Source organism: Ruegeria faecimaris (assembly GCF_900182615.1).
GTDB lineage: Bacteria > Pseudomonadota > Alphaproteobacteria > Rhodobacterales > Rhodobacteraceae > Ruegeria > Ruegeria faecimaris.
Window position 1 is genome coordinate 414,299 of the sequence record NZ_FXTE01000001.1, and the last position, 25,427, is coordinate 439,725.

The 25,427-nt window shown below is 57.4% G+C and carries 23 protein-coding genes; 12 read left to right on the forward strand and 11 right to left on the reverse strand.

Translation table 11 applies throughout. From position 1 onward, the window contains the following. Window positions 1-11: 11 nt before the first annotated feature. The 3 genes from FN806_RS02070 to FN806_RS02080 all read right to left on the reverse strand — a co-directional run bounded on the left by FN806_RS02070 (window position 12) and on the right by FN806_RS02080 (window position 3,469). A complete protein-coding gene (locus tag FN806_RS02070) occupies window positions 12-1,220 on the reverse strand; it encodes a multidrug effflux MFS transporter (RefSeq protein ID WP_142633545.1) in 1,209 nt (402 codons plus the stop codon). A gap of 75 nt (window positions 1,221-1,295) precedes the next feature. Continuing rightward, on the reverse strand, window positions 1,296-1,955 hold the full coding sequence (locus FN806_RS02075) for a DsbA family oxidoreductase (RefSeq protein ID WP_142633547.1): 660 nt from the start codon (window positions 1,953-1,955) through the stop codon (window positions 1,296-1,298). Continuing rightward, the gene (locus FN806_RS02080; RefSeq protein ID WP_142633548.1) at window positions 1,952-3,469 is read right to left on the reverse strand and encodes a class I adenylate-forming enzyme family protein; all 1,518 of its coding nucleotides are present in this window, start codon (window positions 3,467-3,469) and stop codon (window positions 1,952-1,954) included. The genes FN806_RS02075 and FN806_RS02080 overlap by 4 nt, the downstream gene beginning before the upstream one ends. Before the next feature lie 65 nt (window positions 3,470-3,534). On the opposite strand from FN806_RS02080, the gene FN806_RS02085 reads away from it, so the two are divergent. Beyond that, complete coding sequence (locus FN806_RS02085; RefSeq protein WP_142633550.1) at window positions 3,535-4,158, forward strand: helix-turn-helix domain-containing protein; 624 nt, start codon at window positions 3,535-3,537, stop codon at window positions 4,156-4,158. Here the strand turns inward: FN806_RS02085 and FN806_RS02090 are convergent. Next, the gene (locus tag FN806_RS02090; RefSeq protein WP_142633552.1) at window positions 4,147-4,383 is read right to left on the reverse strand and encodes a hypothetical protein; all 237 of its coding nucleotides are present in this window, start codon (window positions 4,381-4,383) and stop codon (window positions 4,147-4,149) included. The two genes, FN806_RS02085 and FN806_RS02090, sit on opposite strands and share 12 nt — an antisense overlap. 561 nt (window positions 4,384-4,944) lie before the next feature. Then, a complete protein-coding gene (locus FN806_RS02095; RefSeq protein ID WP_142633553.1) occupies window positions 4,945-6,771 on the reverse strand; it encodes an extracellular solute-binding protein in 1,827 nt (608 codons plus the stop codon). A 291-nt stretch (window positions 6,772-7,062) separates the two neighbouring features. Here FN806_RS02095 and FN806_RS02100 point away from each other — a divergent pair, with 291 nt between their 5' ends. Together FN806_RS02100 and FN806_RS02105 are read left to right on the forward strand one after the other, a co-directional pair. Beyond that, window positions 7,063-7,836, forward strand: coding sequence for a 3-hydroxybutyrate dehydrogenase (locus FN806_RS02100; RefSeq protein ID WP_142633555.1), 774 nt, complete (start codon window positions 7,063-7,065; stop codon window positions 7,834-7,836). Between the two features lie 12 nt (window positions 7,837-7,848). Continuing rightward, window positions 7,849-8,880, forward strand: coding sequence for a patatin-like phospholipase family protein (locus FN806_RS02105; RefSeq protein ID WP_142633556.1), 1,032 nt, complete (start codon window positions 7,849-7,851; stop codon window positions 8,878-8,880). On the opposite strand, the gene FN806_RS02110 is transcribed toward FN806_RS02105, so the two are convergent. The 4 genes from FN806_RS02110 to FN806_RS02125 all read right to left on the reverse strand — a co-directional run bounded on the left by FN806_RS02110 (window position 8,881) and on the right by FN806_RS02125 (window position 12,104). Further along, entirely contained in the window at window positions 8,881-9,558 is a 678-nt protein-coding gene (locus tag FN806_RS02110) for a DUF502 domain-containing protein (protein WP_142633557.1), read from the reverse strand. Window positions 9,559-9,622: 64 nt separating this feature from the next. Further along, a complete protein-coding gene (locus tag FN806_RS02115) occupies window positions 9,623-10,537 on the reverse strand; it encodes a pseudouridine-5'-phosphate glycosidase (protein ID WP_142633559.1) in 915 nt (304 codons plus the stop codon). Further along, window positions 10,534-11,427, reverse strand: a complete 894-nt coding sequence (locus FN806_RS02120) for a PfkB family carbohydrate kinase (protein WP_142633560.1) — start codon at window positions 11,425-11,427, stop codon at window positions 10,534-10,536. Before FN806_RS02120 ends, FN806_RS02115 begins: the two co-directional genes overlap by 4 nt. A 56-nt stretch (window positions 11,428-11,483) precedes the next feature. Next, window positions 11,484-12,104 (reverse strand): thiamine phosphate synthase, encoded by a 621-nt coding sequence (locus FN806_RS02125; protein ID WP_142633562.1) that lies wholly within the window; start codon window positions 12,102-12,104, stop codon window positions 11,484-11,486. 153 nt (window positions 12,105-12,257) lie between these two features. On the opposite strand from FN806_RS02125, the gene FN806_RS02130 reads away from it, so the two are divergent. The 4 genes from FN806_RS02130 (at window position 12,258) to FN806_RS02145 (ending at window position 16,375) form a co-directional block, all read left to right on the forward strand. Further along, window positions 12,258-13,001 carry an RNA methyltransferase gene (locus FN806_RS02130; protein ID WP_142633563.1) on the forward strand — a complete coding sequence of 248 codons (744 nt, stop codon included), beginning with the start codon at window positions 12,258-12,260 and terminating at the stop codon, window positions 12,999-13,001. A gap of 62 nt (window positions 13,002-13,063) precedes the next feature. Next, complete coding sequence (gene ctaA, locus FN806_RS02135) at window positions 13,064-14,209, forward strand: heme A synthase (protein WP_142633565.1); 1,146 nt, start codon at window positions 13,064-13,066, stop codon at window positions 14,207-14,209. 5 nt (window positions 14,210-14,214) lie between these two features. Then, the gene (locus tag FN806_RS02140; protein ID WP_142633567.1) at window positions 14,215-15,684 is read left to right on the forward strand and encodes a carboxypeptidase M32; all 1,470 of its coding nucleotides are present in this window, start codon (window positions 14,215-14,217) and stop codon (window positions 15,682-15,684) included. A 196-nt stretch (window positions 15,685-15,880) separates the two neighbouring features. Further along, complete coding sequence (locus FN806_RS02145) at window positions 15,881-16,375, forward strand: hypothetical protein (protein WP_142633569.1); 495 nt, start codon at window positions 15,881-15,883, stop codon at window positions 16,373-16,375. 140 nt (window positions 16,376-16,515) lie between these two features. On the opposite strand, the gene gyrA is transcribed toward FN806_RS02145, so the two are convergent. After that, complete coding sequence (gene gyrA / locus FN806_RS02150) at window positions 16,516-19,212, reverse strand: DNA gyrase subunit A (RefSeq protein ID WP_246097161.1); 2,697 nt, start codon at window positions 19,210-19,212, stop codon at window positions 16,516-16,518. A 224-nt stretch (window positions 19,213-19,436) separates the two neighbouring features. On the opposite strand from gyrA, the gene FN806_RS02155 reads away from it, so the two are divergent. Both FN806_RS02155 and FN806_RS02160 read left to right on the forward strand, forming a co-directional pair. After that, window positions 19,437-19,706: an usg protein gene (locus FN806_RS02155; RefSeq protein WP_142633572.1), complete on the forward strand. Its 270-nt coding sequence runs from the start codon at window positions 19,437-19,439 to the stop codon at window positions 19,704-19,706. Window positions 19,707-19,809: 103 nt separating this feature from the next. Further along, window positions 19,810-20,505, forward strand: coding sequence for a lipid-binding SYLF domain-containing protein (locus FN806_RS02160; RefSeq protein ID WP_221929471.1), 696 nt, complete (start codon window positions 19,810-19,812; stop codon window positions 20,503-20,505). Here FN806_RS02160 and FN806_RS02165 read toward each other — a convergent pair whose 3' ends face one another. After that, window positions 20,506-21,459, reverse strand: coding sequence for a radical SAM protein (locus FN806_RS02165; RefSeq protein WP_142633573.1), 954 nt, complete (start codon window positions 21,457-21,459; stop codon window positions 20,506-20,508). Window positions 21,460-21,622: 163 nt separating this feature from the next. On the opposite strand from FN806_RS02165, the gene zwf reads away from it, so the two are divergent. The 3 genes from zwf to pgi are packed head-to-tail and all read left to right on the forward strand — an operon-like array spanning window position 21,623 to window position 25,357. Next, a complete protein-coding gene (gene zwf, locus FN806_RS02170; protein ID WP_142633574.1) occupies window positions 21,623-23,071 on the forward strand; it encodes a glucose-6-phosphate dehydrogenase in 1,449 nt (482 codons plus the stop codon). Then, window positions 23,068-23,739, forward strand: a complete 672-nt coding sequence (gene pgl / locus FN806_RS02175; protein WP_142633575.1) for a 6-phosphogluconolactonase — start codon at window positions 23,068-23,070, stop codon at window positions 23,737-23,739. The genes zwf and pgl overlap by 4 nt, the downstream gene beginning before the upstream one ends. 4 nt (window positions 23,740-23,743) lie before the next feature. Further along, entirely contained in the window at window positions 23,744-25,357 is a 1,614-nt protein-coding gene (gene pgi, locus FN806_RS02180) for a glucose-6-phosphate isomerase (RefSeq protein ID WP_142633576.1), read from the forward strand. The last annotated feature ends 70 nt before the right edge of the window (window positions 25,358-25,427 follow it).

Genomic DNA, 25,427 nt, shown 5'->3' on the forward strand with positions numbered 1-25,427 from the left:
CTCTGCACAGATCAGGCGGGCAATCTGTCTTCTATCCGGCCCATATACAGCATCAGGCCGAACCCCATCGTGCACATGGTCAGGACACCTATTGCCAAGGGCAGGATCGATCCGTCAAACAACTGTCCCAAGGGGGCTGCCACTGCAGCGGCCAGAACGGTTGATACCGCGCCTATGACTGACGCTGCCATGCCCGCAATATGGCCCATCGGCTCCATCGCGATGGCATTCAGGTTGCCCATCGTCATACCGGCCATGAAGAACACGGCAGTCTGCCAACTGACAAAAAGCGCAAATGAGGCGCCATCAGAAAGGTCCAGACCATTCATTACCATGACAAAACACGTAAAGATGATCTGTGCGCCCAAAGTCCAGGTTACAATCCGGCGCATCCCCAATCGGATGACCAAAGTCGCGTTCAACAAACTGGCCGAGCCAGCCATCAGAGCAACGAAACCAAACCAGAATGGGAAACTGTCTGCTCTGTCGTAGATGATGTCATAAACAGGTTGTACCATCGTCAGCATGGTGAACAGCATCCCAAGGCAAAGCGTTTGCACCATGATCGAAACCCGCACAGTCGGGTGTGCAAACATCTGCCGCGCGGCATCAATCATAAGCGGCAGGCGCAGGGGACGGCGATTTTCGGGTGCCAGAGGTTCGCTCAGACGCAGGCCCATCCACGTGATGGTGATCAAAGAGAACAACATGAACGAAGCGAAGATGCCACGCCACCCGGCCAGAGCGATCACCCCGGCACCCATCATGGGCGCGATGGCGGGAACCAGCGTAAAGATCATCATGGCAATCGAGACGATGCGGGCCATCTCACGGCCGGAATAGAGGTCACGGATAATGGCCATGGCCACCACGCGTGGGGCCGCGCTGCCGATGCCTTGAAAGATGCGCGCAATCAACAGCATCTCAAGCGAGGAGGTGGCCCAGGCAACTGCGGCAGACAGGATATACAGCGCAGAGCCGACGTAAATTACCGGCTTGCGCCCGAATGCATCCGACAGAGGGCCGGTGAAAAAGGTGCCGATCCCCATGCCCAGCACAAATGAGGTCAGGATCAACTGCGCCTTGTTTGCATCACCTGGGCTGAGTTGCGCGCTGATCTGCGGCAGGGCGGGCAGCATCGAGTCGATAGAAAACGCGATTGTCGCAAACATCATTGCGATCAAAGCGACAAATTCTCCGCGCGGCATGCGATTACTCATGGGGCTCTCCTGACCCGTTCGCGCTATCACAGCGGATTGGGCACGGCCAGTGATCAGAATGCACAGGAGGCTGTGCTATTTTGCAGGGGAAGCCTCGATTTGAGACATGATTTCACCGATCACGCGTTCCCACATTTCCGGTGGTTGCGCGCCGGGGACAGCATGTTGGTTGGCAACGATAAAAGTCGGTACCGACGTCACACCCATCTGCCGGGAATGCGCGTCACGGTTGCTGATGTCGGTGCGGTCGGCGTCGGATTTCAGCAGCTTCATGACGACGGCGGCGTCCATCCCCTGACTGTCGGCAATATCCGCCAGAACCTCGTGGTCGCCGATATCGCGACCCTGTACAAAATAGGCCTGAAACAGGGCATCAACTATAGCGTTCTGCTTGTTTTCGATCCCGGCCCAGTGGATCAGTCGATGAGCATCCAGCGTGTTCGGGGTGCGCTTCATCCCCTCAAAGTCGATGCCCAAACCTGCATTTTCGGCATGCTCGACCACCGGGGCATACGCACGGATGGCACCGTCTTTGCCGCCGAATTTGCGCTCCAAGTATTCGCGCCGATCCATGCCTTCGACCGGCATATCGGGGTTCAGCTGAAAGGGGTGCCATTCAATGATGAATGGATGATCCGGAGTTGCAGCCAACGCCTTGTCCAGATGAGTCTTGCCAATATAGCACCAGGGGCAGATCGGGTCAGACATGATGTCGAGCTTGACGGTCTGGGTCATGTATTGGTCGCCTTGAAATAGGCCGGCAGCGCCCGGCGCAAAAGTTTGCCATTGCCGCCTGTTGGCAGCTGAGGCAGATGGATAAAGGCGCGCGGTTGCTTATAGCGCGCCAGATTTGTCTCGACATAGGCGCGCAGGGCGTCCTCGTCCAGCTTTTCCGGCCCGGTATAGAATGCCACTATGACAAAACTGTCCTGCTTGACCTCAACGGTGGCCGCGCCGACCTGCGAGATGCCGGGATATCGGGACAATGTGGCCTCGACCTCGATCGGTGAGACCCGGTAGCCGCCTGCATTCATCATATCATCGTCTCGGCCAAGATAGGTGATCTGACCATCAACTGCCATTGCACCCTGATCGCCGGTCAGAAACCACTCGCCCTGCATCCTGGCCAGCGCTTCGTCCGGCGCGTTGAGATAGGTCAGCATTAGGCCGGGGTCTGATCGGTGGATGGCGATGGTCCCTTCTTTCCCTTGTGGAACCGGCCCGTCTGGACCCAGAATTGCCACACGCCGCCCCGGTTGTGGTTGCCCCAGTGCATCGCCACGTGCCGGATAGGCTGGGCTTGAAGAGATGAAGGTCGAGCATTCGGACATTCCAAAAGCTTCATACAACTCGCGCCCGGTGATCCGTGTCCATTTCTGGTGCAGATGCCGTGAGAGTTTTTCGCCAGCGCAAAGACCGTGCCTCAGATCGGGAAGGTGCAGATCGTTTGCTTCGTTCAAAATTTTCCGAAACACGCCCGGAGCTGCAGCAAATATCGTGGCACGGTGATTGCGCAGCATATCGGGTAGGTTCGACAGATCGGTGCCGGGTTCCGGTATCAGCGCTGTCGCGCCAATAGTCCAGGGATCCATCAGTCCTGTCCCCAACGTATAGGTCCAGTTGAACGCACCTGCATGGCACAATCGATCCGTTTCCTGCAGGCCGTACCACCCATCCACCATCATCTGCCGCGCCCAAATTGCACGATGGGCATGTGCAACGGCCCGTGGCTTGCCCGAGGTGCCAGACGTATAGACCACATAAGCCATGTCTTCGGGGTCGCCCATCCGAAACTCGGCCAGAGGTAGATCGCGCATCTCGCGCAGTTGGCTCAAAGATATCTGGTTCGGGTGATCCGCGCTGGCGATATCGGGATCGCGCAATATGGCGGAGGGGTTCAGATCTTGGATGATCTTTGCCGTTTCTGGCTGTGTCAGCTGTGACGATGTCGGCACGGGTACAATGCCGACCGCGATTGCACCCAGATAGGTTATTGGGAAATCAACCGTGTTCCCCAAACGCATCAAGACCAGATCGCCCGGTTTCAAACCGGCCCGCAGCAGACCTGTACCGGTTGCAAGGATCGCGCGTTTCAACGCAGCAAAGCTCCAGTTCTGTGCCGACGTTGCGCCAAGTACGGACAAGGCAATCTTGTCGCCATTGCGATCTGCTTGACGCAACACATGCGCGGCCAGATTGAAGGGGGTGGGGCAGGCCTTGGGCGGGCCTTGATCGAACAGGGAAAGCATGGCGTCTGGCTAACGCGGCAACTGCTGCGTTGCAAGCGGGACAGGCTGGCCCTATAGAGTGGCGCATGAGAACCAAAGAGCAGACATCTCTGATCCGAATTGCCCGAAACTCGGGCGAGCATACAGAGGTTGAACCGCTGGACCTTGGCGTCCGTGTGCGTGAATTGCGCAAGGCGCGAAACTGGACTTTGGAACAAGCGGCCAATCAGGCGGGATTGGCGCGTTCAACACTCAGCAAAATCGAAAACGGGCAGATGTCGCCTACATACGATGCGCTGAAGAAACTGGCGATCGGGCTGGAAATCTCTGTTCCGCAGCTGTTCACGCCGCCACAGCGCGAGCAGGTGATCGGGCGTATGGCTGTGACCCGGATGGGGCAAGGCACCAGCCACGCAACCACAACATACGAGCACGAACTGCTGGCTGAGACGCTTACGAAAAAGCAGATGCTGCCCTATCGCGCCCGTGTACGTGCCCGGTCGATGGATGAGTTTGACGGGTGGGTCCGCCACGATGGCGAAGAATTCCTGTACGTGCTGACGGGTGTCGTTCGCCTGTATACCGAGTTCTACGAACCCGTCGAAATGCGCCGCGGTGACAGCGCCTATTACGACGGCAGCATGGGGCATAATGTCGTTTCGGTCAGTGAAGAAGACGCGATGATCCTGTGGGTGACGTCACTTACCTAGATGTTTGGTGACTTCACGGGTTAGCGCTTCGGTGAACAGGAAATCCTCAAGCTCTTCATGTGCCTCGTTCACCGTCAGATGATGGCGTTCGGCCAGATAAGCCTCGAATTGCGCACGGTCGCGCCCGACCGCATCCATGTCTCGGTCGCGCAAATTGGGAAACCGCCGTTTTGCACGGGCGTACATTTCATTCCAATCTTGCGTCAGATCGTTCCACTTAAACATCAATTGGGCTTTCTGTTTGTCTGGCTACAGATCTGCTCGGCCCTGAATTCAGGGTACGAATGGTGTTTGCAGGTAGGGCTATGGCAAAATGTCGCACCTTGAGCGTGCGAAGTTTAAATCAGTTAGGCCCGCCACAGGAAATCTGAGACGGGCCTACGGACCAAATAGTTTTGAGTGAGTGGAGGCTGGTCCGAAAATACTGTTCCTGATGTTGTAACACAGCTATGTGTCGGTAATGTTTGGCGTAATTCAAATTGGATACATTTGTACTAGTCGCAGGCTATATCTTTCGAACCCGTTACGTAAAGCCCCTTGTTGAAATTTTTCAAATTTGTCTGAAACTAGGGATCGCATCAATTTATAGCGGAATGCCCACAGCCTTTACCTGCATGTCGTGGTACTGCGGGTCTGTGCCAGAATCCGCCGAAGGGTATGAGACCCACACAGCAAACGCCGAACGGGTCTTATTGCATCACATCTGCAGCGGTTGCGATCCTCTGGAACGAGATTGGCACGGACAGTTAGCATTTAGGAAAGGACGGGGCCGCCTCTTTTGAGGCGCTATTCCTCGTACCACCAGACCTGCGGCATGTATTCCGGCCCGTCACCGTATATGGGCAGGGTTTCCGGCTGTTTCAGCTCACGCGCATGTGCAATCCGGCCGACGTCAAAGCTCCAGATCGGGATGACATACCGGCCAGCGGTTAGAACGCGATCCAGCGCGCGGGTCGCAGACACGAAATCTTCGTGGCTTTCAGAGGCCAGCATCGTATCGATTAAACCGTCCACTGCTAGTGACTGAACCCCCATCAGGTTACGTGTTCCTGCCGTGTCGGCATTTTCACTGCCCCAATACAGGCGTTGTTCGTTGCCCGGCGACAGGGAAAGAGCCCGGCGAAATGGGGTCATGTCAAAATCATGGGCATCCATCCGAGAGGTGTATTGTGCGTCGTCGATTTTTTCGACTGTAAGCTCGATGCCAAGCCGTTCGAGCGTACGCGCATAGATTTCGGCGATGGTTCCGACATTCTGGACAACGTTGAGGCTGCCCTGGCTGATGACCATGTCAACGATGAACGCTTCGCCATCTGCGTTTCGCAGTACGCCATCCTGAACCGTCCAGCCAGCCTCTTGCAGAAGCTTGGTTGCCTTGCGCAAATTGGCCCTGTTGCGTTCCGAACCGTCACCTACCGGCAGCTCGTAGCCTTCCAGCGTACCGGGCAACAGTGTATCGGCGTATGGCTGCAGCAGTTCAGCCACCTGACCGGTGGCAGTACCGGGCTGCATCGCCAAATCCGAGCCCGAGAAATACGAGGTTATCCGCGGTTGCGCGCTTCCGGTGACGGTGTCGTTGATGAATTCGAAATTGAAAGCCAGAGTCAGAGCCTCGCGCACGCGCCAATCATCGAAGGGTGGCTTGCGCGTATTCATGACAAATCCGGTCATGCCCGAAGGCTTGCGATGCGGGATTTCGGTTTTCAGCACATCGCCGCGCTGTACCGCGGGGAAGTCATACTGGTTGTTCCACTTATCGGCGTTAAACTCGCGCACGGCTGAGAGCTCGCCTGCTTTGAAGGCCTCGAATGCGACTGTGCCATCCCCGTAGAACTCGATCCGCATCTCATCCAGATTCATGGTGCCGCGCCGAAACGGAATGTCAGCGCCCCAGTAATTCGGATTTCGACGCAGGTTCACATACCGTCCGGCTTCGTACCCGTCGATGACATATGGTCCAGACCCCAAGGGGATGTCTTGCAGCGGCGCGTCGGCAAAGTCTTTACCCTCCCACTGTGCCTTCTGAAGGATCGGGCGCATCCCGGCGATCAACGCAAGCTCGCGGTCGGGGTCGTTAAACGTGATGCGGACGGAACGCGGTCCGGTTTGTTCGATACTGTCGATCTTTCCCCAAAGGCCGCGATATCTCAGATGCCCTTCGGTTCCCAAAGTCTCATATGACCATATGACATCCTCGACAGTGACTGGTGACCCATCCGAGAATCGGGCATTCTCTCGCAGGGTAAATTCGACCCAGGATCGGTCTGGAGCCGTCTCAACTGATTCGGCTAACAACCCGTAAAGAGTGAAAGGTTCGTCCCAGGAACGCCCCATCAGGCTTTCATGGGTCCAAAATCGCAACTGCCAGGGTGACGTGCCTTTTTGCACAAACGGGTTAAGGCTGTTATAGCCGCCGGTATTTCCAAATACGACTTTGCCGCCTTTGGGTGCATCAGCGTTGACATAGGGTAGCGACACAAAATCCGGTGGTAGGGCAGGGTCGCCATACATAGCTATGCCATGGGTCGATTCTGCATGGGCTGCTGCAACGGCAAAAACACTAACGATTCCCGCGATCATAGGGCGAACGGGGCGAAGGAAATCGGGGCTCATTTTGGAAACAATCCTGCTCTGGCCTTATTTTGTTGGGATTCACCGTAGCCATGATTTTTCATATTATCAAACTTTTAGCTTGGACGAAGGCGTAGAATTGCTTATAAAGGGCGTACTGCTCGATAGGTTTCTTGCCTGTATGAAACCTGCCTCAATAACTTAACGCCCGCTTCGTGCGGGCGTTTTTTTTGTGCGATTTTCGCTGATACAGCGCCCCCAATCTTTCCCCGTTTTCTTTGCAGGTGCAGCATGGCACTGTGCCGTCAACACGGAATCTGACGGAGAGCACCCATGAGTCTTTCGGGCAAAACAGCAATCATCACAGGATCGAATTCGGGCATCGGGCTGGGCATCGCCCGCGAGCTGGCCAAAGCCGGGGCGGATGTGGTGCTGAATTCGTTTACTGACCGCGACGAAGATCATGCTCTGGCCGCAGAGATCGGGCAGGAAACCGGAACCAACGCGCGCTATATCAAAGCGGACATGTCCAAGGGTGACGAGTGTAGGGCGCTGATCGAAAAGGCTGGAGCCTGCGATATCCTGGTCAACAATGCCGGCATTCAGCATGTGGCGCCGATTGATCAGTTTCCAACCGACAAATGGGACGCGATCATTGCGATCAACATGAACTCGGCCTTTCACACCACTGCCGCCGCGTTGCCGATGATGCGCAAGGCGGGCTGGGGACGGGTGGTGAATATTGCATCGGCCCATGGGTTGACGGCATCGCCTTTCAAAGCCGCCTATATCGCGGCCAAGCACGGTGTTGTCGGGATGACCAAAACCGTAGCCCTCGAGACCGCACAGGAGCCGATTACCTGTAATGCGATTTGCCCGGGATATGTGCTGACGCCGCTGGTCGAAGAGCAGATACCCAATACGATGAAAGAATACGATATGAGCCGTGAGGATGTCGTGAAGAATGTCCTGCTAAAGCGGCAACCTTCGAAAGAATTCGCTACGGTCGAACAACTGGGCGGTACGACGATCTTTCTGTGCTCGGATGCGGCGGCGCAGATCACCGGCACGACGATTTCAGTTGATGGCGGGTGGACCGCGCTCTGAGCCTTGGGGAGTATGGCAGTGATACGTATCAATCTGGCTTTGCAGGGCGGCGGTGCGCACGGAGCGTTCACTTGGGGTGTGCTGGATCGTCTGCTGGACGAAGATGATATCGAAGTCGCGGCGATCACCGGAACATCGGCAGGTGCACTGAACGGGGCGGCCTTTAAGTCTGGCATGGTGAGGGCAGGCCGTGAGGGCGCGCGTGCCAATCTGGATGCGCTCTGGGCTCGTATGGGGGCCGTCGACGATACGAACCTGACCAACTGGATGCGTGCGTTTGAGCCCTCACATATCGCACAGTCCATCGAAAATTCGCTGCCGTTTGCTGTAGGCGACGCCTGGTCGCGATTGGTTTCGCCTTATGCCTATGGGCCGTTCTACCGTAACCCCTTGGAACCTGTGGTCGAGCGCTTTGATTTCGATGAAATATGCGCTGCCGAAGGTCCGCGTCTGTATGTCTGCGCGACTTGCGTGCGCAGCGGAAAGATACGGGTGTTCACAGGGGACGAGCTGTCGACTGAGGCCATCCTTGCTTCCGCCTGTTTGCCAACCCTGTTTCAGGCGGTCGAGATATTCGATCCAAAATCGGGCCGGACCGAGGCTTACTGGGATGGCGGATATACCGGTAATCCAGCTCTGTATCCCTTGTTCAATTCCGATCTGCCCGAGGACGTGGTGATCGTGAACATCAACCCTCTGGAACGGGAAGAAATCCCAAAGACGCCGCAGCAGATCCAGAACCGGATCAATGAGATTGGCTTTAACTCATCGCTGTTTCGGGAACTGAGGGCCATAAGCTTCGTTCAGCGCTTGCTGGAAGATGGCAAGCTGAAAGCGGGCGAAATGAGCCGTGTTTTGGTTCACATGATTGCCGATGACGCGTTGATGAATGACCTCTCGGTCGCGACCAAGACAGTGCCCAACCCTGTGGTCCTGCATAAACTCAAAGAAGCTGGCCGCAATGCAGCTGATCAGTTTTTGACAGATCACAAGGCCGATTTGGGTGCACGCAGCACGGTCAATCTGCCGGAAATGTTTGGATAGTCACTCTGGTGGCTGGGTCGGGTCTTTGTCGTTCGGGTAAACAAGACCGGCCGAAATCACCAGCTTGGCGGCATCTTCGATCGACATGTCCAAAAGGATGACGTCCTCGATCGGAAAGAACAGCAAGAACCCCGATGTCGGGTTGGGTGTCGTCGGAATGAACACGCTGTACAGATCGCCACCCGCTTCTGCACGTTCGTTGACTTCTCCCTTGGCGGTGGTCGAGACGAACCCGATGGCCCAGATGCCACGGCGCGGATATTGAACCAGACAGGCTTTTTCAAATGACCGTTCAGTCTGGGCAAAGACGGTCTCGGAAATCTGCTTGATGCCTGAATAGATGGACCGGATGACCGGCATCCTGTTCACCAGGCTTTCGGTGAACGAGATAAAGGATCGGCCTAGGATGCCCTTGGCAACCCAGCCCACCACGACGGTGAACACCAGAAAAAAGATGACACCTACACCGCGCAGGTTGATGCCAACATATTGTTCAGGCTGGAATTGGTGGGGAACCAGCGGCAGAACCGCACTGTCGATCCAGCCGACAACAGACCAGATCAGCCAGATCGTCAACCACACCGGAGCAATAACGACGATGCCCGTCAGAAAGGACGCGCGCAGCCTTGAGAACAGGCCGGGCTGTCGGTTGGGTTCTTCGTCAAAAGGAGTGTTCATTGCGGTCCTGAGTGGCTTGCGAATTTAGTTAAGCAGTCCTTGGCCTTGGTACAATAGCTATATGTCAATCCGCCTTGGCGGACAGGGCGCGGGCGATCCCGGCTGCCAGACGGGCATTGTTGCGGACCAATGCGATATTGGCGGTCAGAGAACGACCTTCGGTCTGCTCATAAATCCGTTGCAACAGGTAGGGAGTAACCCCTTTACCGCTGATCCGATGCGCATCTGCATCCGCCTGGGCCGAGGCGATGATCGGGGCCAGTTCCTCGGATGGGATCTGATCGGCCTCCGGGATCGGATTGGCGACAAGTTGGCCGCCGGGCAGGCCAAGCGCGCGTCTGGTCGCATGTGCGTGCGCGACGTCTTCCGCACTGTCCATGCGCAGAGGGGCTGCCAGCGGGGATTTTGCCGACCAGAAGGCCGGAAATTCGTCCTGGCCATAGGCAATGACCGGAACGCCCAGTGTTTCCAGAACCTCAAGCGTCTTGGCCAGATCGAGGATGGCTTTGGCGCCTGCGGCAACAACCGTGACCGGGGTATGGGCCAATTCGTGCAGGTCAGCAGAGATATCGAACGAGGTCTCAGCCCCTTGGTGGACGCCTCCAATACCGCCGGTGGCGAAAACGTCGATCCCGGCGTGATGGGCGGCGATCATGGTTGCGGCGACCGTTGTTGCACCGGTCCCACCGGTTGCCATGCAGGCGGCCATATCGGCACGGGACAGTTTGGCGACCCCATGCACTTGGCCCAGCGCTTTCAACTCTTCGGCTTCCAGACCGACGTGAAGCGTACCATTGATCACCGCCATGGTGGCTGGTACAGCGCCCGCCTCTCGGATGTCTTGTTCAACCTGTGCCGCAACCTCGATGTTCTGCGGGTAGGGCATACCGTGGGTGATGATCGTGCTTTCCAGCGCAACGATAGGTTGGCCTGCGTCTTTGGCGGCGCGGACCTCGGCAGAATATTGAATGTTGATCACAGTGGGGTTTCTCCGGAAACGTAAGTTGCGGCGGCATGCAGGGCACGTGACAGGGCCTCATCGCTTGGGGCACCGGTGGCCTCGGATGCGATATGCGCCGCCATGAATGTATCACCCGCGCCGGTCACACGGGTGACTAGAACGGATGGGGGTTTTTGGGTCAAGATTTCCTCAGCGCTGGCAACGGTTGCCGAACTGCCGCCATCAGTCACCAGCACGCGCAGCGCGCCGCGATCTAGCAGCCCCTTGGCGGCGCTTGCCGAATCCGCGAATTCGCGCTGGCACAGGATGCCAGCTTCTTCGAGGTTCACATAAAGCGTCGCGCGGGCATGTTTGAGGAAAGGCAGCAGGCGATCGGCCTTGCCGGGTGAGGCCGGTGCCACGCGCAGGTCGGCCCCGGCGAAGGCTGGGCTTTGCGCGATTTCTTCCAAAAGCGACAGCGTCAGGTTGCCATCCAAAGCGACAGGGCCACTGAATGGCATGGTCTCTGTGCCTAATGGGCCTTGCATCAGGGGTTTCAGAATTTTTGCCCCTGCAGCCTCAAGTGAATGGGCGTCCGCAATCGCGGCAATCAACCCATTGGCGCCCTCGACAGCCATATATCTGTCGGTCGGCAGGTCCTGCGAGCGATAGATGTGATCCGTTACCATCCCTAGCCGGGCGCAAGCATTGACCAACTCGTCGCCTTCGGGATCGCGGCCAATGGCGGTCAGCAGGGTGGGCGTCATGCCAAACCGCACCAGCGTCATGGCAATGTTCATTGCCACGCCTCCGGGCAGGCGGGTGATCCTGCCGGGAACATCCGACCCCTGCCGCATGGCGCTGGCAGAACGCCCGATCACGTCCCACAGGACAGAACCGATACAAAGAATTTCGCTGTTCTGAGTCATGTCGACGTCATGCCGCAGCCCCGGCGTGGGTGCAAGGGTTAACGCTCACATCCTGCTCAGCCCATGGCGGTGATCAGGTCGTTCAGTCCAGCGGCCGGGTCATCCTGTGACCAGATCTCATCCCCGATGCCAAAGAAATCGGTGCAGGGGCTCAGGTCGCGGATCAATTCGGGGGTCAGGCCGCCTTCTGCCACAACCGGCACTTCGATCATCTCGGACCACCACTGGAACAGATCGAGCTCGGCCACGGTTCCGTCACCCAAAGAGGACGTACCAACCGGGCCAAAAGCCACATAATCCGCCCCGGCCTCACCAGCCGACATGCCGTCATGGCTGGAGGTGCCGCAGAAGCAGCCGACAATGGCATCCGCACCCAATTCCTTACGCACATACCGGACCGAGCGCGCGCCATCATCCAGATGCACACCATCCAGGCCCAGACGCTGGGCCAACAGGACATGGTTGGAAATCACCAGCGCCACGTCCCGCGTATGTGCCACCTCGCGACAGGCATCAGCGGCGCGGGCGATAGTATCCTCGTCATTCCCGGCAAGGGCCAGACGGATGCAGGCGATTTCGGTGCTGTCCAGAACGCGGGCCAGTTGGTCGGGGAACGTGCTCAACGTGATGGTCGGCGGGGTGATCAGGTAAATCTGCGGCTGCTCGGGGGTGTCCATCGGCGCGTCCTTAGCTTTAAGTCTTTTGCGCGGTTTAGCGGATTGCGGGCCGGAAGCAAACTTTTATGCCTGTTTCAGGCAGAATTGGCGCCGCCAATGGCTTGCCCTGCGTTGGCGCGACGATTACAGCAGGCGCAGTTTTCGGAGACAATCATGCCAAGCGACAAATCCCAGCCCTCATTTGTGCTCGTGCGCCCGCAGATGGGTGAAAACATCGGTGCCGCCGCGCGGGCGATGTGGAATTTCGGGCTGGACCGGATGCGGATCGTGGCCCCACGTGATGGCTGGCCAAACCCCAAGGCGGTGGCCATGTCCAGTGGGGCGGGCCGTCTGCTGGATGAGGCGCAGCTGTTTGACGATCTGGCTGGCGCGCTGTGTGACAGTACCTATGTCTTTGCTACCACGGCCCGCCAGCGCGGGTTGACCAAGCCGGTCTACAGCCCTGAACGCGCCATGCAGATCGCCGCGGAAAAGGTTGCTACGGGTGAAAATGTCGCCGTGCTGTTCGGCCCGGAACGGGCAGGGCTCGAGAATGAGGATATCGCCAAGGCCAATGCCATCATCTCGGTCCCGGTGAATCCGGAATATGCCTCATTGAACCTTGGGCAATGCGTGTTGCTGACCGCCTATGAGTGGATGCGCCAGACAGGCGACGTCGTGCATGAGGCAACCGATCTGGGCAAAGGCGACTGGGCCACAGGCATCGAGGTCGAAAAACTGGTCGAACATTATGAAGACCGGCTGGAAGAGGCGGGGTTCTTTTACCCGCCTGAAAAAGCCGAAAGCATGAAGACCAATCTGCGCAATCTGTGGTCACGGATGCGGATGACGCGGGCGGATGTGCAGATGTTGCACGGGGTCATGCGTCAGATGGTCCGTTGGAAAGACAAAGGGTAAGGCTGGACCTCGTCCCATGGTGGTCCTAGCTTGCAACGAAATTCAAGACACATGAGGAACGCATGAGCGGCAAGCGCAGCATCTTCGAAGAGGTCTCAGACTCTGAAAAACAACAAGCGGTTCAACCTGGTATGATTGACCGGGGCCGCGGTGGTGCGCGTAAGGCTATCCGCGCCTGGCTGATGATCCTGTTTGCACTTGTGGTTGTGATGATCGCTGTGGGCGGGCTGACCCGCCTGACCGATAGCGGGCTGTCGATCACCGAATGGCGACCGCTTACCGGGGCTGTCCCGCCGATGACCGAGGTCGACTGGCAGGCCGAGTTCGACAAGTACAAGCAAATCGACCAGTGGCGCATTCAGAACCAGTGGATGGAGCTGGCGGATTTCAAATCCATCTATTGGTGGGAATGGGGCCACCGGCAACTGGGCCGCGTGATCGGGCTGGTCTGGGCTCTTGGGTTCTTCGGGTTCCTTATTGCGCGCAAGATACCCACCGGCTGGACCGGAAAGCTGGTGATCCCCGGTGCTTTGGGTGGGGTACAGGGCGCTGTTGGCTGGTGGATGGTTGCCTCAGGCGTGACACAGGGCGAGGGGATGATCGCCGTTGCCAGCTATCGCCTGGCGATCCATCTGGGTCTGGCCTTTGTGATCTTGGGTTTCCTCGCCTGGTATATGTTCGAACTTGGCCGGGAAGAGCGTGACCTGATGCAGGCCCGCCGCGCGAAAGAGGCCAAACTGTTTTCCCTGTCTACCGGCCTGATGCATTTCGCATTCCTGCAGATCCTCATCGGTGCACTTGTCGCAGGTATCGACGCTGGGCGGTCTTATACCGACTGGCCATTGATCGGCGGGCAGATTTTCCCACCGGACGCGGCGATACTGGAACCGATGTGGCGGAACTTTTTCGAAAGCCCCGGGCTTGTGCAGTTCATCCATCGTTGCGCGGGTTATCTGCTGTTCATCTTTGCCATCGTTGTCTGGCGTCGTGGCAATTCCAGTGCGCATCCGCAAACGCGCTTTGCCTTCAACACGATGTTCGCAGCCTTGTCGCTGCAGGTGGTTGTTGGGATCATGACCGTGATCTACGCGGCCCCCTGGCAGATCGCCATTTTCCACCAGTTCATGGCCGTGATCGTGTGGACTCTGACCCTGCGTGCGCGCTTCCTGACAGCCTATCCCATCGCAACTTCGATCCGCGGAGCCTGACCCAGATGACTGCCTATGATGAACTGATGGCCTTCCAACGTGAAACCTCGGCACTTGGTCAGATTGCCGGGCGTCTGGGATGGGATCAGGAAACAGTGATGCCGCGCGGCGCAGCACCGCAGCGCGCAGAAGAAATGGCCGCGATCGAAGCTGTTTTGCATGCCCGACGGTCTGATCCGCGTGTGGCAGAGTGGCTGGAGCAGGCCGACCCGCAGGACGATGTCGCCCGCGCGCAACTGCGCGAGATACGCCGGTCCTATGAGCGGACCGTGAAAGTGCCCGCCGATTTGGCCAAGACCATCGCACGCGTTACCTCAGCCGCGCAGGGCACATGGGCACAGGCGCGCGCCGATGAAGATGTGGCGGCCTTTTTGCCCGTGTTGGAAGAGGTTGTGGCGCTCAAACGTCAGGAAGGTCAGGCCCTGGCACAGGGCGGTGATGTCTATGACGCCATGGTCGAAGATTACGAGCCCTATACGACCGGCACTCAGATCGCTGCGATCTTTGACCAGATGCGTCCGCGTCTGGTGGCATTGCGAGCAGCCGTACTGGATCAACCCGGACCGGCCGCCCTGACTGGGACGTTTGACGCAGCGACCCAGATGCGCCTGTCACAGAAGCTGGCCACCGGATTCGGTTACGACCTGAACACTGGCCGGGTCGACAAGGCCGTTCACCCGTTCAGCTCGGGCAGCGGATTGGACGTGCGGATCACCACGCGCACCAGCGAGACCGATCCGTTCAACTGTTTCTATTCAACCATTCACGAGGTCGGCCACGCCGCCTATGAACAGGGCATCGACCCAGCCTACCTTTTGACCCCGCTGGGGCAGGGCGTGTCGATGGGCGTGCATGAAAGCCAGAGCCGGATTTACGAAAACCAACTGGGTCGATCACGCGCCTATACTGGCTGGCTGTTTGGCCAGATGGTCGAGGCTTTTGGCAATTTCGGCGTCGCCGATGCCGATGCGTTCTATGCCACGGTCAACCGGGTCCATAATGGATATATCCGCACCGAGGCGGATGAGGTGCAGTACAACCTGCACATCATGCTGCGCTTTGACCTTGAGCGCGAGTTGATGAGCGGTGATCTGCAGGTCAGCGACCTTGAGGGCGCATGGAATGACCGGTTCAAGGCGGATTTCGGCTATGCGGTTGATAAGCCCTCGAACGGGTGTCTGCAGGATGTCCATTGGTCCGTCGGTCTGTTCGGGTATTTCCCGACCTACTCGCTGGGCAATGTCTATGCCGGATGCCTGAACCAGGCTCTGCGATCCGCGCTGCCCGATCTGGATACTCAACTGGCCGAGGGTGACACGTCGGGCGCCACCGGTTGGCTGCGCGAAAACCTCCAACGCCATGGCGGCCTTTACGCCCCCCGCGACATCATCCAACGCGCCAGTGGCATGGAACCGGGTCCAGAACCACTGTTGGAGTATCTGGAGCAAAAGTTTGGATCGTTGTACGGGTTGTGATAGTGGGCCTAACTGGGCCTGACCAGACAACGCACTCAATCGTACACCCAATTCGTGATAGGAGACGAAAGCTTGCTCTGAGCCCAAACCTGCCGAGAAAGCGCCAACCTGCTTATAAGTTGACACTTGTCAAGGATCGAGACTTTTAGTTCACCTACTCTGACAATGGATTGTCCACTACTTAGGCGCTTCCGACATGAACGGATTTATCCAAATTGGTATAGCAATCAGTATTATAGTTTGGGCAGTTCCCTCAACTGCCCAGAGGGCGAATCCCCATTTGATCTACGAAGAGAATTGCGCGTCTTGTCACCTGCCGCATGCAGGAGATTTTGTCTCCGAAAAATTGATTGTGTCAGAAAGCGGCATTGTCGGAAAAGCTTCTGGTCGTCCCGTCATTGATTATCTGAAGGCAGGACACGGCGAGTTGTCAGACGAAGAAATCACTGTGCTGATAGAACAGTTTGAGTTCATCCAAGAATCTGGCCGTCTATTCCAAGAAAAATGCATTATTTGCCACGACAACGCCGCCGAATTTGCGCGCCAAAAGTTGATCTTGCGCGATGACATAGTTACGGGCCGGTACACAGACAGAGATGTCGCAGAGTTTTTGTTGCAGCACGGACGGCTTGATGCTTCTGAGGCACAAAAGATGGTTGAGGTCCTTATGCGCCAACTTCAGGTAAAATAAAGAGCATCAAAATACCACGCGATGCAGGTCGGTTCTTAGCCTTAATTCGGGCATTAGGTCTATGCATTGATAGGCAGTTTTGTCCGCACACCAGACACCCAGAAACATCGCCGAGGCCAGAGAGCCTCGGCTTTCATTGCTTACTCTTCCGTCTCGTCCTCATCACCCTGATCTGCGATCCAGGCAACGGATACGACCTCTTCGCCTTTGCCGGTGTTGAACACCTTCACGCCACCTGCTGACCGCGAGCGGAATGAGATGCCTTCGATCGGGACCCGGATCGACTGACCCTTGGACGTGGCCAGCATGATCTGATCTTCGATATCGACGGGGAACGAGGCCACAAGTGCCCCGCCGCGCATCGCCTTATCCATCGCCGCAACACCCATGCCACCGCGCCCGCGAACGGGGTAGTCGTGGCTGGAGCTCAGCTTGCCCGCACCGCCCGTGGTGATCGTCAGGATCATGTTTTCGGCAGCGGACATTTCGGCATAGCGTTCCTGCGTGATCGTGCCGGGGGGTGCTTCATCCTCATCCGTCTCACCGTCATCGGCGATGCCTGCCACTGCGCGGCGCATCTTGAGATAGGCGGCGCGTTCATCCGGATCAGCTTCGAAGTGGCGGATCACCGACATCGAGACGACACGGTCGCCACCGCTCAGCCTTATACCCCGAACACCGGTAGATTCGCGTGAGTTGAACACGCGCACATCAGTGGTGCGGAACCGGATTGCGCGGCCCGAATTGGTGACCAGCATCACATCTTCGTCTTCAGAGCAGATGCGTGCATTCACCAGTTCGATGCCTTCGGGCAATTTCATCGCAATCTTGCCGTTGCGGCGGACATTGGTGAAATCCGACAGTCGGTTCCGGCGCACATCGCCTGCGCTGGTGGCAAAGATGATCTGTAGGTTTTCCCATTCTTCGTCCGGCACATCCACGGGCATGATCGCCGCGATGGAAACCCCGGTCGGAATCGGCAGGATGTTGACAATGGCCTTGCCCTTGCCAGTGCGCCCGGATTGCGGCAGACGCCAGGTTTTGAGCTTGTAGACCATCCCGTCAGTGGTGAAGAACAACAACTGTGTATGCGTGTTCGCCACGAAGAGGTTGGTAACGACGTCCTCTTCCTTAGTCTGCATTCCCGACAGGCCCTTGCCACCACGTTTTTGCGCCCGGAAATCGGCCAGCGGAGTACGCTTGATGTAGCCGCCCGACGTGACGGTCACGACCATATCCTCACGCTCGATCAGGTCCTCATCTTCCATGTCGCCGGACCAATCGACGATCTCGGTGCGACGGGGCACGGCAAACTGTTCACGAACGCTGCGCAGCTCATCCCCGATGATCGACATGATGCGCTCTCGCGAGGACAGAATATCGAGGTATTCCTGAATCTTACCCGCAAGTTCTTCCAGTTCGTCCGTAACCTCTTTGACACCGATCTGGGTCAATCGCTGCAGGCGCAGGTCGAGGATCGCGCGGGCCTGAACTTCGGTCAGGTTATAGGTGCCGTCGTCGTTCATCATGGACAGAGGGTCGTCGATCAGGCGCAGATAGCTTTCGATCTCAGCCGCGGGCCAGCGGCGGGTCATCAGCTTTTCACGCGCTTGCGCGGCGTCAGCGGATGACCGGATGGTTGCAACCACCTCATCCACATTCGAAACTGCAACGGCCAAACCGCACAGGATGTGACTGCGTTCGCGGGCCTTGCGCAGGTCGTAAGCCGTACGGCGCGCAACAACGTCTTCGCGGAAATCGATAAAGCTGGTCAGAAAGCGGCGCAGAGTCAGTTGCTCGGGCCGGCCACCATTCAGCGCCAGCATGTTGCAGCCAAACGAGGTCTGCATCGGCGAGAAACGGAAAAGCTGGTTCAAAACAACTTCGGGCGTGGCGTCACGTTTGAGTTCGACCACCACACGTACGCCGTTACGGTCGGATTCGTCCTGAACGTGGCTGACGCCTTCAATCCTCTTCTCACGCACGGCCTCGGCGATCTTTTCGATCATCGAAGCCTTGTTCACCTGATAGGGGATCTCGTCCACAACGATGGCGTAGCGGTCCTTGCGGATTTCCTCGACGCGGGTCTTGGAGCGGATTATGACGCTGCCGCGCCCTTCCAAATAGGCTTTGCGCGCGCCGGACCGGCCCAGCATTACGCCGCCGGTCGGGAAGTCGGGGCCTGGAACATACTCGATCAGCTGCTCGGACGTCAGATCGGGATCGTCGATCAGGGCGAGGGTGGCGTCGACCACCTCACCAAGATTGTGCGGCGGGATATTGGTCGCCATGCCCACGGCAATGCCGCCAGCGCCGTTGACCAGCATGTTCGGGAACCGTGCGGGCAAGACTGTCGGCTCTCTGTCTTTGCCGTCATAGTTGTCCTGAAAATCGACGGTGTCTTTCTCGATATCCGCCAGCAGAGAGGCGGCGGGCTTGTCCATCCGCACTTCGGTATAGCGCATGGCCGCCGGGTTATCGCCGTCCATCGAGCCAAAGTTGCCCTGACCATCCAGCAGCGGCAGCGACATCGAGAAATCCTGAGCCATCCGCACCAACGCGTCATAGATCGCGCTGTCGCCATGTGGGTGGTATTTACCCATTACGTCGCCGACCGGACGGGCCGATTTGCGATAGGATTTGTCATGGGTGTTTCCGGTCTCGTGCATCGCGTAAAGGATGCGCCGATGTACCGGTTTCAACCCATCGCGCAGATCAGGAATCGCACGGCTAACAATGACCGACATCGCATAGTCCAGATAGGACGTGCGCATTTCGGATTCGATGGAGACCGTCGGGCCACCGTAAACGGGGCGTTCTGGCGGGTTTTCATCCATATTTTCAGGAACTTCTGGCGTATCGCTCACGTAAACTGCCCGTTCTGTATGCAGACTCTATATCTTGTGGATACACCTTATCAGACCCGGCACATAAGGTGCAAGCAAGCAACCATTTTGCAAGTGAGAAACTCCGGTAACATCACGGTAACATATTGTTAACTAAGGATTAGGGTGTTTTCGTGATACAATAGGCGGACCTTGCAATTAATTTTGAGGTCGAAATGGAGCGCAGCGAAACGGAATTGATGCTTAAAGGGTATGGGCTGACAACGGCGGAATTATTCTACCACATGCCCGACTATATCCATGTTCTGAACACCTTCATCTGGCAGGAATACGATCTGGCGCCGGATCATCCGAAACTGTTCGAGTTCATTGATTTCTGGCAGCGAGAGATCGAAGGCCCGTTACATTCTGTAAAATTCACGCACCGTAAGATGATCGCGCCCGGAGAGTGGCGCAACCAAGTTGGCGAGTTTCGGGTGAATTAGCCACCCTGGCAGATTATTGGCTGTGTAACGAAAGGGCGTGTTCCATTTGATTTTCTTAGTCTAGGGTCGTGTCCAAACCATTGATCAGCTAAGGAAATGCCGCATGCCCAGAATGTTGCTGTTTGTCGCCGCCGTTTTGCTTGGTGGGCCAGTCGCCGCTGAGGGAGTTTTGGACAAGATCAAAAAAGGCGCGGCAAACGCGGCTGACGTTGTCGGGCAAGGGGCCGAAACCGTTGGCGAGACAATCGATAAAGGCGCGAAAGCTGTTGAGGGTACGGTCGACTCGACCACCGAATTGCTAAGCAATGAGGCCACTCCGGAAGAGACGCGCGCCAAGCTGGACACATTGGCCACGCAGATTCTGGATCAGTTGCTGGCCGAAAATCCCGAAGCGCATGCGCTGTACGAGGTCTGTGCCGGCTATGCCGTGTTCGACTCGCGCAAGGTTACGGTGTTTCCAGTCTCGGCTGGGTATGGGCGGGGTGTGGCGGTGTCAAAGGACACCGGCCAGCACACATATATGAACATGGGAACAGGCGGCGTGGGTGGCGCGATCGGCATCGGCGGCTTTGAATCCAAGTTTGTGATCATGTTCGAAACCCCTGCTGATCTGGATAAGTTCATCACCCAGGGCTATGACGCGACGGCCGAAACCCGCGCCATGTACGGCGATGAAAACACGACGGAAACCGTGCGCTTCACCGATGGCCGGTCTTTTTTTGAACTGTCCAAGAAAGGGTGGCGCGTGGCAGCGGGCGCGTCGGGCTCAAAGTTCTGGAAATCGCCGGAACTGAACTGATCACCCCGAACAGCTGGCCCCGCCCAGGACGCAGAATTTGGCGCAATGCGGATGGTTAAGGTGCACGTCCGCTTCCGCCTCGGCCAGCGTATGGCCCATCTCGAATTCCGGCTCATAAGGCAGCAGCGTGCAGGCCAGAACAGCCGGTTTTTCAGCGCCCTTGCGTTTGACCACCATCCGGGCGCTGGCACACATCACGGATGCAGGTGATTTGTTCAGGATACCCCAGCAGGCGGTGGTGATTTCCGGCACTTCCACGGTCTCGTCCATTTCCGGGAAAAGGACCGTTCGCGCAGGGTCATGCGCGTCGATGCCAAACCCGTGGTGGTTGAATAACGTAGCATATCCCTGACGGCTTTTTTCATCGTCCTCGCCCCATACGGTTCTGCCGGCAACAGCCATCCGGAATCCGCCATCGCGTAGCCACTTCATACCTTCCACGGTTTTGTCAAAACTGCCTTTGCCACGTTCCTTATCGTGCAGGCCGGCACGATAATGGTCGAGCGATACCCGCAGCGTCAGTTTCCCAGCGTAGTCGCGCTGAAGTTCAGTCAATCCCTCGCGCATCTTCTGGCGCATCATTGGCCGCATGGCGTTGGTCAGGATCAACACCTCATAGCCGCGTTCCAGCGCAGCGCGCGCCATCTCGATCATGTCGGGGTTCATGAACGGCTCACCACCGGTAAAGCCAATCTCACGCACGGGCCAGTTTCTGTCTTCGATCTGGTCCAGATAGTCGCGCACTTCATCCGCCGAGATATAGACCAACGCATCATTGGTCGGGCTGCTTTCGATATAGCAGTTCACACATTCGATGTTGCACAAAGTCCCGGTATTGAACCAGAGCGTCTCGGGGTTGGTCAACGCCACCGAGGCACGAGTCTGGCCATCCGCTGTCACCAATTTGTTTTGAAACTTGCCGATATTGACGATCTGAGGGGCGTTGTCTTTCATTCCGGTTTCCGGTTCTTTTCTGTTGTCACCTTGAATTAGAGGTTTCAGACCGTTTCGCAAAGTGAGACATGGGTGAACTGACAGAGAATTGATGTCGCGGAAATCCGCAAAAATGGTTGCGCTAACATTGGACATTGAGCATAGGGCAAGGTAAGGAAAACACATGGTTTCTCGCGTCATACCTGTAGACCCCTTTGATCTGGTCATTTTTGGCGGAACCGGCGATCTGGCGCAGGGTAAAATCCTGCCCGCTCTGTTTCGCCGGTTTTGTGCTGGCCAGTGGGCTGAAGGCGCGCAAGTAATCGGGGCGGCCCGAACGGATTACGACCGTGACAAGTTCCGCAATTTGGTCCGCAACTCGCTTGAGTCACATGCCGGACGACACAGTCAGGACACCGCTGCACTGAACGCGTTTTTGCAGCGGGTTGATTATGTGACATTGGATGCTGTTGCGGATCATGGCTGGGCCGAGCTTGCGCAGAAACTTCAGCCGGATCGGGTTCGGGCGTTCTATTTTTCGGTGGGGCCGCGGTTGTTTGGCCCTCTGGCGGAACGGATCGAGGCGTATGATCTGACAACGCCGCAGACGAGGATCGTGGTTGAAAAACCCTTTGGCCATGATCTGGAAAGTGCGCGGGCATTGAATGCCACGCTGGCCGCGCATTTCAGGGAAAGTCAAATCTATCGAATCGACCACTATCTGGGCAAGGAAACCGTCCAAAACCTGATGGCTGTTCGATTCGGCAACATGTTGTTCGAACCACTTTGGAACAGCCAGTATGTCGACCATATCCAGATCACCGTAGCCGAATCCGTCGGAATTAACGGCCGTGAAGAGTATTACGAGCGCGCAGGCGCAATGCGCGACATGATGCAGAACCACCTGATGCAGCTTTTGTGCCTGATCGCCATGGAACCTCCGGCCAAGTTCGACCCGGATGCGGTGCGTGATGAAAAGCTCAAGGTCATTCGCGCTCTGGACCCGGTAAAGCCACATCATATCGTGCGGGGGCAGTTTGAGGGCGAAAGTTCAAGTTACCGCAAAGCGGTTGGAAATCCGCGCTCGACCACGGAAAGCTATGTAGCGCTGCGGGCGCATATCAGCAACTGGCGATGGGCAGGAACACCGTTCTACTTGCGCACGGGCAAGCGCCTTGTGGCCCGGTCTTCGGTGATCAATGTGATGTTCAAAGACGCGCCGCACTCGATCTTTGGAGCGGATGCCGGGCGTCATGCGAATGCGCTGTCGATCCGCCTGCAGCCAAATGAGGGCATCACGCTGAAAGTGACGATCAAAGAGCCCGGGCAAGGAGGTATGCGTTTGGTCGACGTGCCCCTGGATATGAGCTTTGCCGAGGCATTGGGCGCCGAGAACCAGGACCCGCCAGACGCCTATGAACGTCTGGTGATGGATGTGATCCGAGGCAATCAGACGCTGTTCATGCGCGGTGATGAGGTCGAGGCCGCCTGGGCCTGGACAGACCCGATCATCGCAGGATGGCAGGCGCGTGGCGACGTGCCGAAACCTTATGAGAGCGGCAGCACTGGGCCAGGCGACGCCGAGCTGCTGATGAAACGGGACGGTCGCCGTTGGCAAGGGATAAACCCATGAAAATTCAGGAATACGCCGACCGGGATATGCTAGCCATCGACGTGGCCAATGCTATCGCCGGAGATCTTGAGGCGGCGCTGCTGCATCACGATCTGGTCTCTTTTGCTGTGCCGGGCGGTACCACACCCGGGCCGGTCTTTGACGGATTGTGTGCCGCTGATTTGGATTGGGATCGGGTCCGAATTCTGCCAACGGATGAACGGTGCGTGCCCAGCGACAGCGATCGCGCAAATGCGCGGCTGATCCAAGAGCGTTTGCTGACCAATCGCGCCTCGGTCGCGCAATATGTGCCGCTGTATCTGGATGGCAAAGATCCGGAATCGGTGCTGCCCGAAATTGAGAGCTTGATTGCGCCTGTGCTGCCTCTTTCGGTTCTCATGCTGGGTATGGGCGAAGATATGCACACCGCCTCGCTGTTTCCGGGGATGGACGGGTTGGCCGCCGCATTGGACGGGCATGCGCCACCTTTGGCCGTGGCCCGACCCGAAGTTCAGCCCGAGGCGCGGATTACATTAACGGCTCCGGTCTTGGACGGCGCATTGTCTAAGCATCTGGTGATTTTTGGGGAAACCAAACGCAAGGCGCTGGACCGGGCCATGTCCCTACATCCCAAAGAGGCGCCGATTGCTGCTGTGTTGGGCGGCATGACGGTCCATTGGGCGGAGTAGAGTTATGAACCTGGATACTCTCAAGGCATTTGCGTCAGATGGCGGTCGTTCCATTTTGGACTTGTTCGAACAAGACGTGGATCGGGCACAGGTTTTCTCGACCTCAACGGGCGATATGCTGTTTGACTATTCAAAGACGCAGATTGACGCAGATATTCGCGCAGCCCTGATCCGCCTATGCGACGAGGCGGGGCTTGCCGACAGGCGCGACGCGATGTTTGCGGGTGCCAAGATCAATGAAACCGAAGAACGCTCGGTTCTGCATACGGCATTGCGGAATCTGGATGGCGGTCCGGTCGACGTGGATGGTCTGGATGTCATGCCTGGCGTTCTGGATACGCTGCAGCGGATGCGTGTCTTTGCCGAAGAGGTGCGCGGTGGCGCCGTGTCCGGGGCAGGGGGCAGCTTTACCGATGTGGTGAATATCGGAATTGGTGGGTCTGATCTGGGACCGGTTATGGCCACGCATGCGCTGGCTCCGTATCACGACGGGCCGCGGCTGCACTATGTCTCGAATGTAGACGGGGCACATATTGCCGATGTTCTACGGCAGCTGGATCCGACGCGGACACTTGTGATTGTCGCGTCCAAGACGTTCACGACCATTGAAACCATGACCAATGCCCGCACCGCGCGCGCCTGGATGGTCGATGGCGGTGGGGAGCCGGCCCGACAGTTTGCTGCGGTTTCCAGCGCTTTGGACAAGACTCAGGCCTTTGGCATTCCCGAACAGCGCGTGTTTGGTTTCGCCGATTGGGTCGGGGGGCGTTATTCGGTTTGGGGGCCTGTGGGCCTGCCGGTGATGATTGCCGTAGGCTCGACGGCCTTTGACGCGTTTTTGCGTGGTGGACAGGCAATGGACGTGCATTTTTGCGCCGCCGATTGGTCCGAGAATATGCCGGTGATGTTGGCTTTGACCGGTGTCTGGCATCGGCAGGTTCTGGGATATGCCAGCCGGGCCGTGCTGCCATACGATCAGCGTCTCCTGCGCTTGCCCGCATATTTTCAGCAGCTCGAGATGGAGTCGAATGGCAAATCCGTTGCCATGGACGGCAGTGCGCTGACCATTCCTTCGGGTCCGGTGGTCTGGGGTGAGCCTGGTACCAATGGTCAGCATGCGTTTTATCAGCTGATCCATCAGGGCACAGACGTTATCCCTTGCGAATTCATGGTCGCTGCCGAGGGACATGAACCCGAGCTGACCCACCATCACCGTCTGCTGCTGGCCAACTGTCTGGCCCAGTCCGAGGCGCTGATGCGCGGCCGATCGCTGGACGAGGCGCGGCAGCGCATGGCCGACAAAGGGTTGACGGGTGAAGAATGCGAACGTCAGGCCCGACATCGGGTGTTTGCTGGCAATCGTCCCTCGACCACGCTGATGTACCCCAAGTTAACGCCTTTTGTTCTGGGGCAGATCATCGCCCTGTACGAGCATCGCGTATTCGTCGAAGGGGTCCTGTTGGGGATCAACTCTTTTGACCAGTGGGGCGTTGAACTGGGCAAGGAACTGGCGACTTCACTGGGGCCAATCGTGGACGGTGCAGAAGGTACCGAGACCAAAGACGGGTCAACCGCCGCCCTTGTTGCCTATGCCATGTTGCACCGGGAAACCGAATAAAAGCCAGCTTTGCAGCCCTTGCATGACGCATTCTTCTATTGTCAGACAATTAAATGCTTGGCAGGATTTC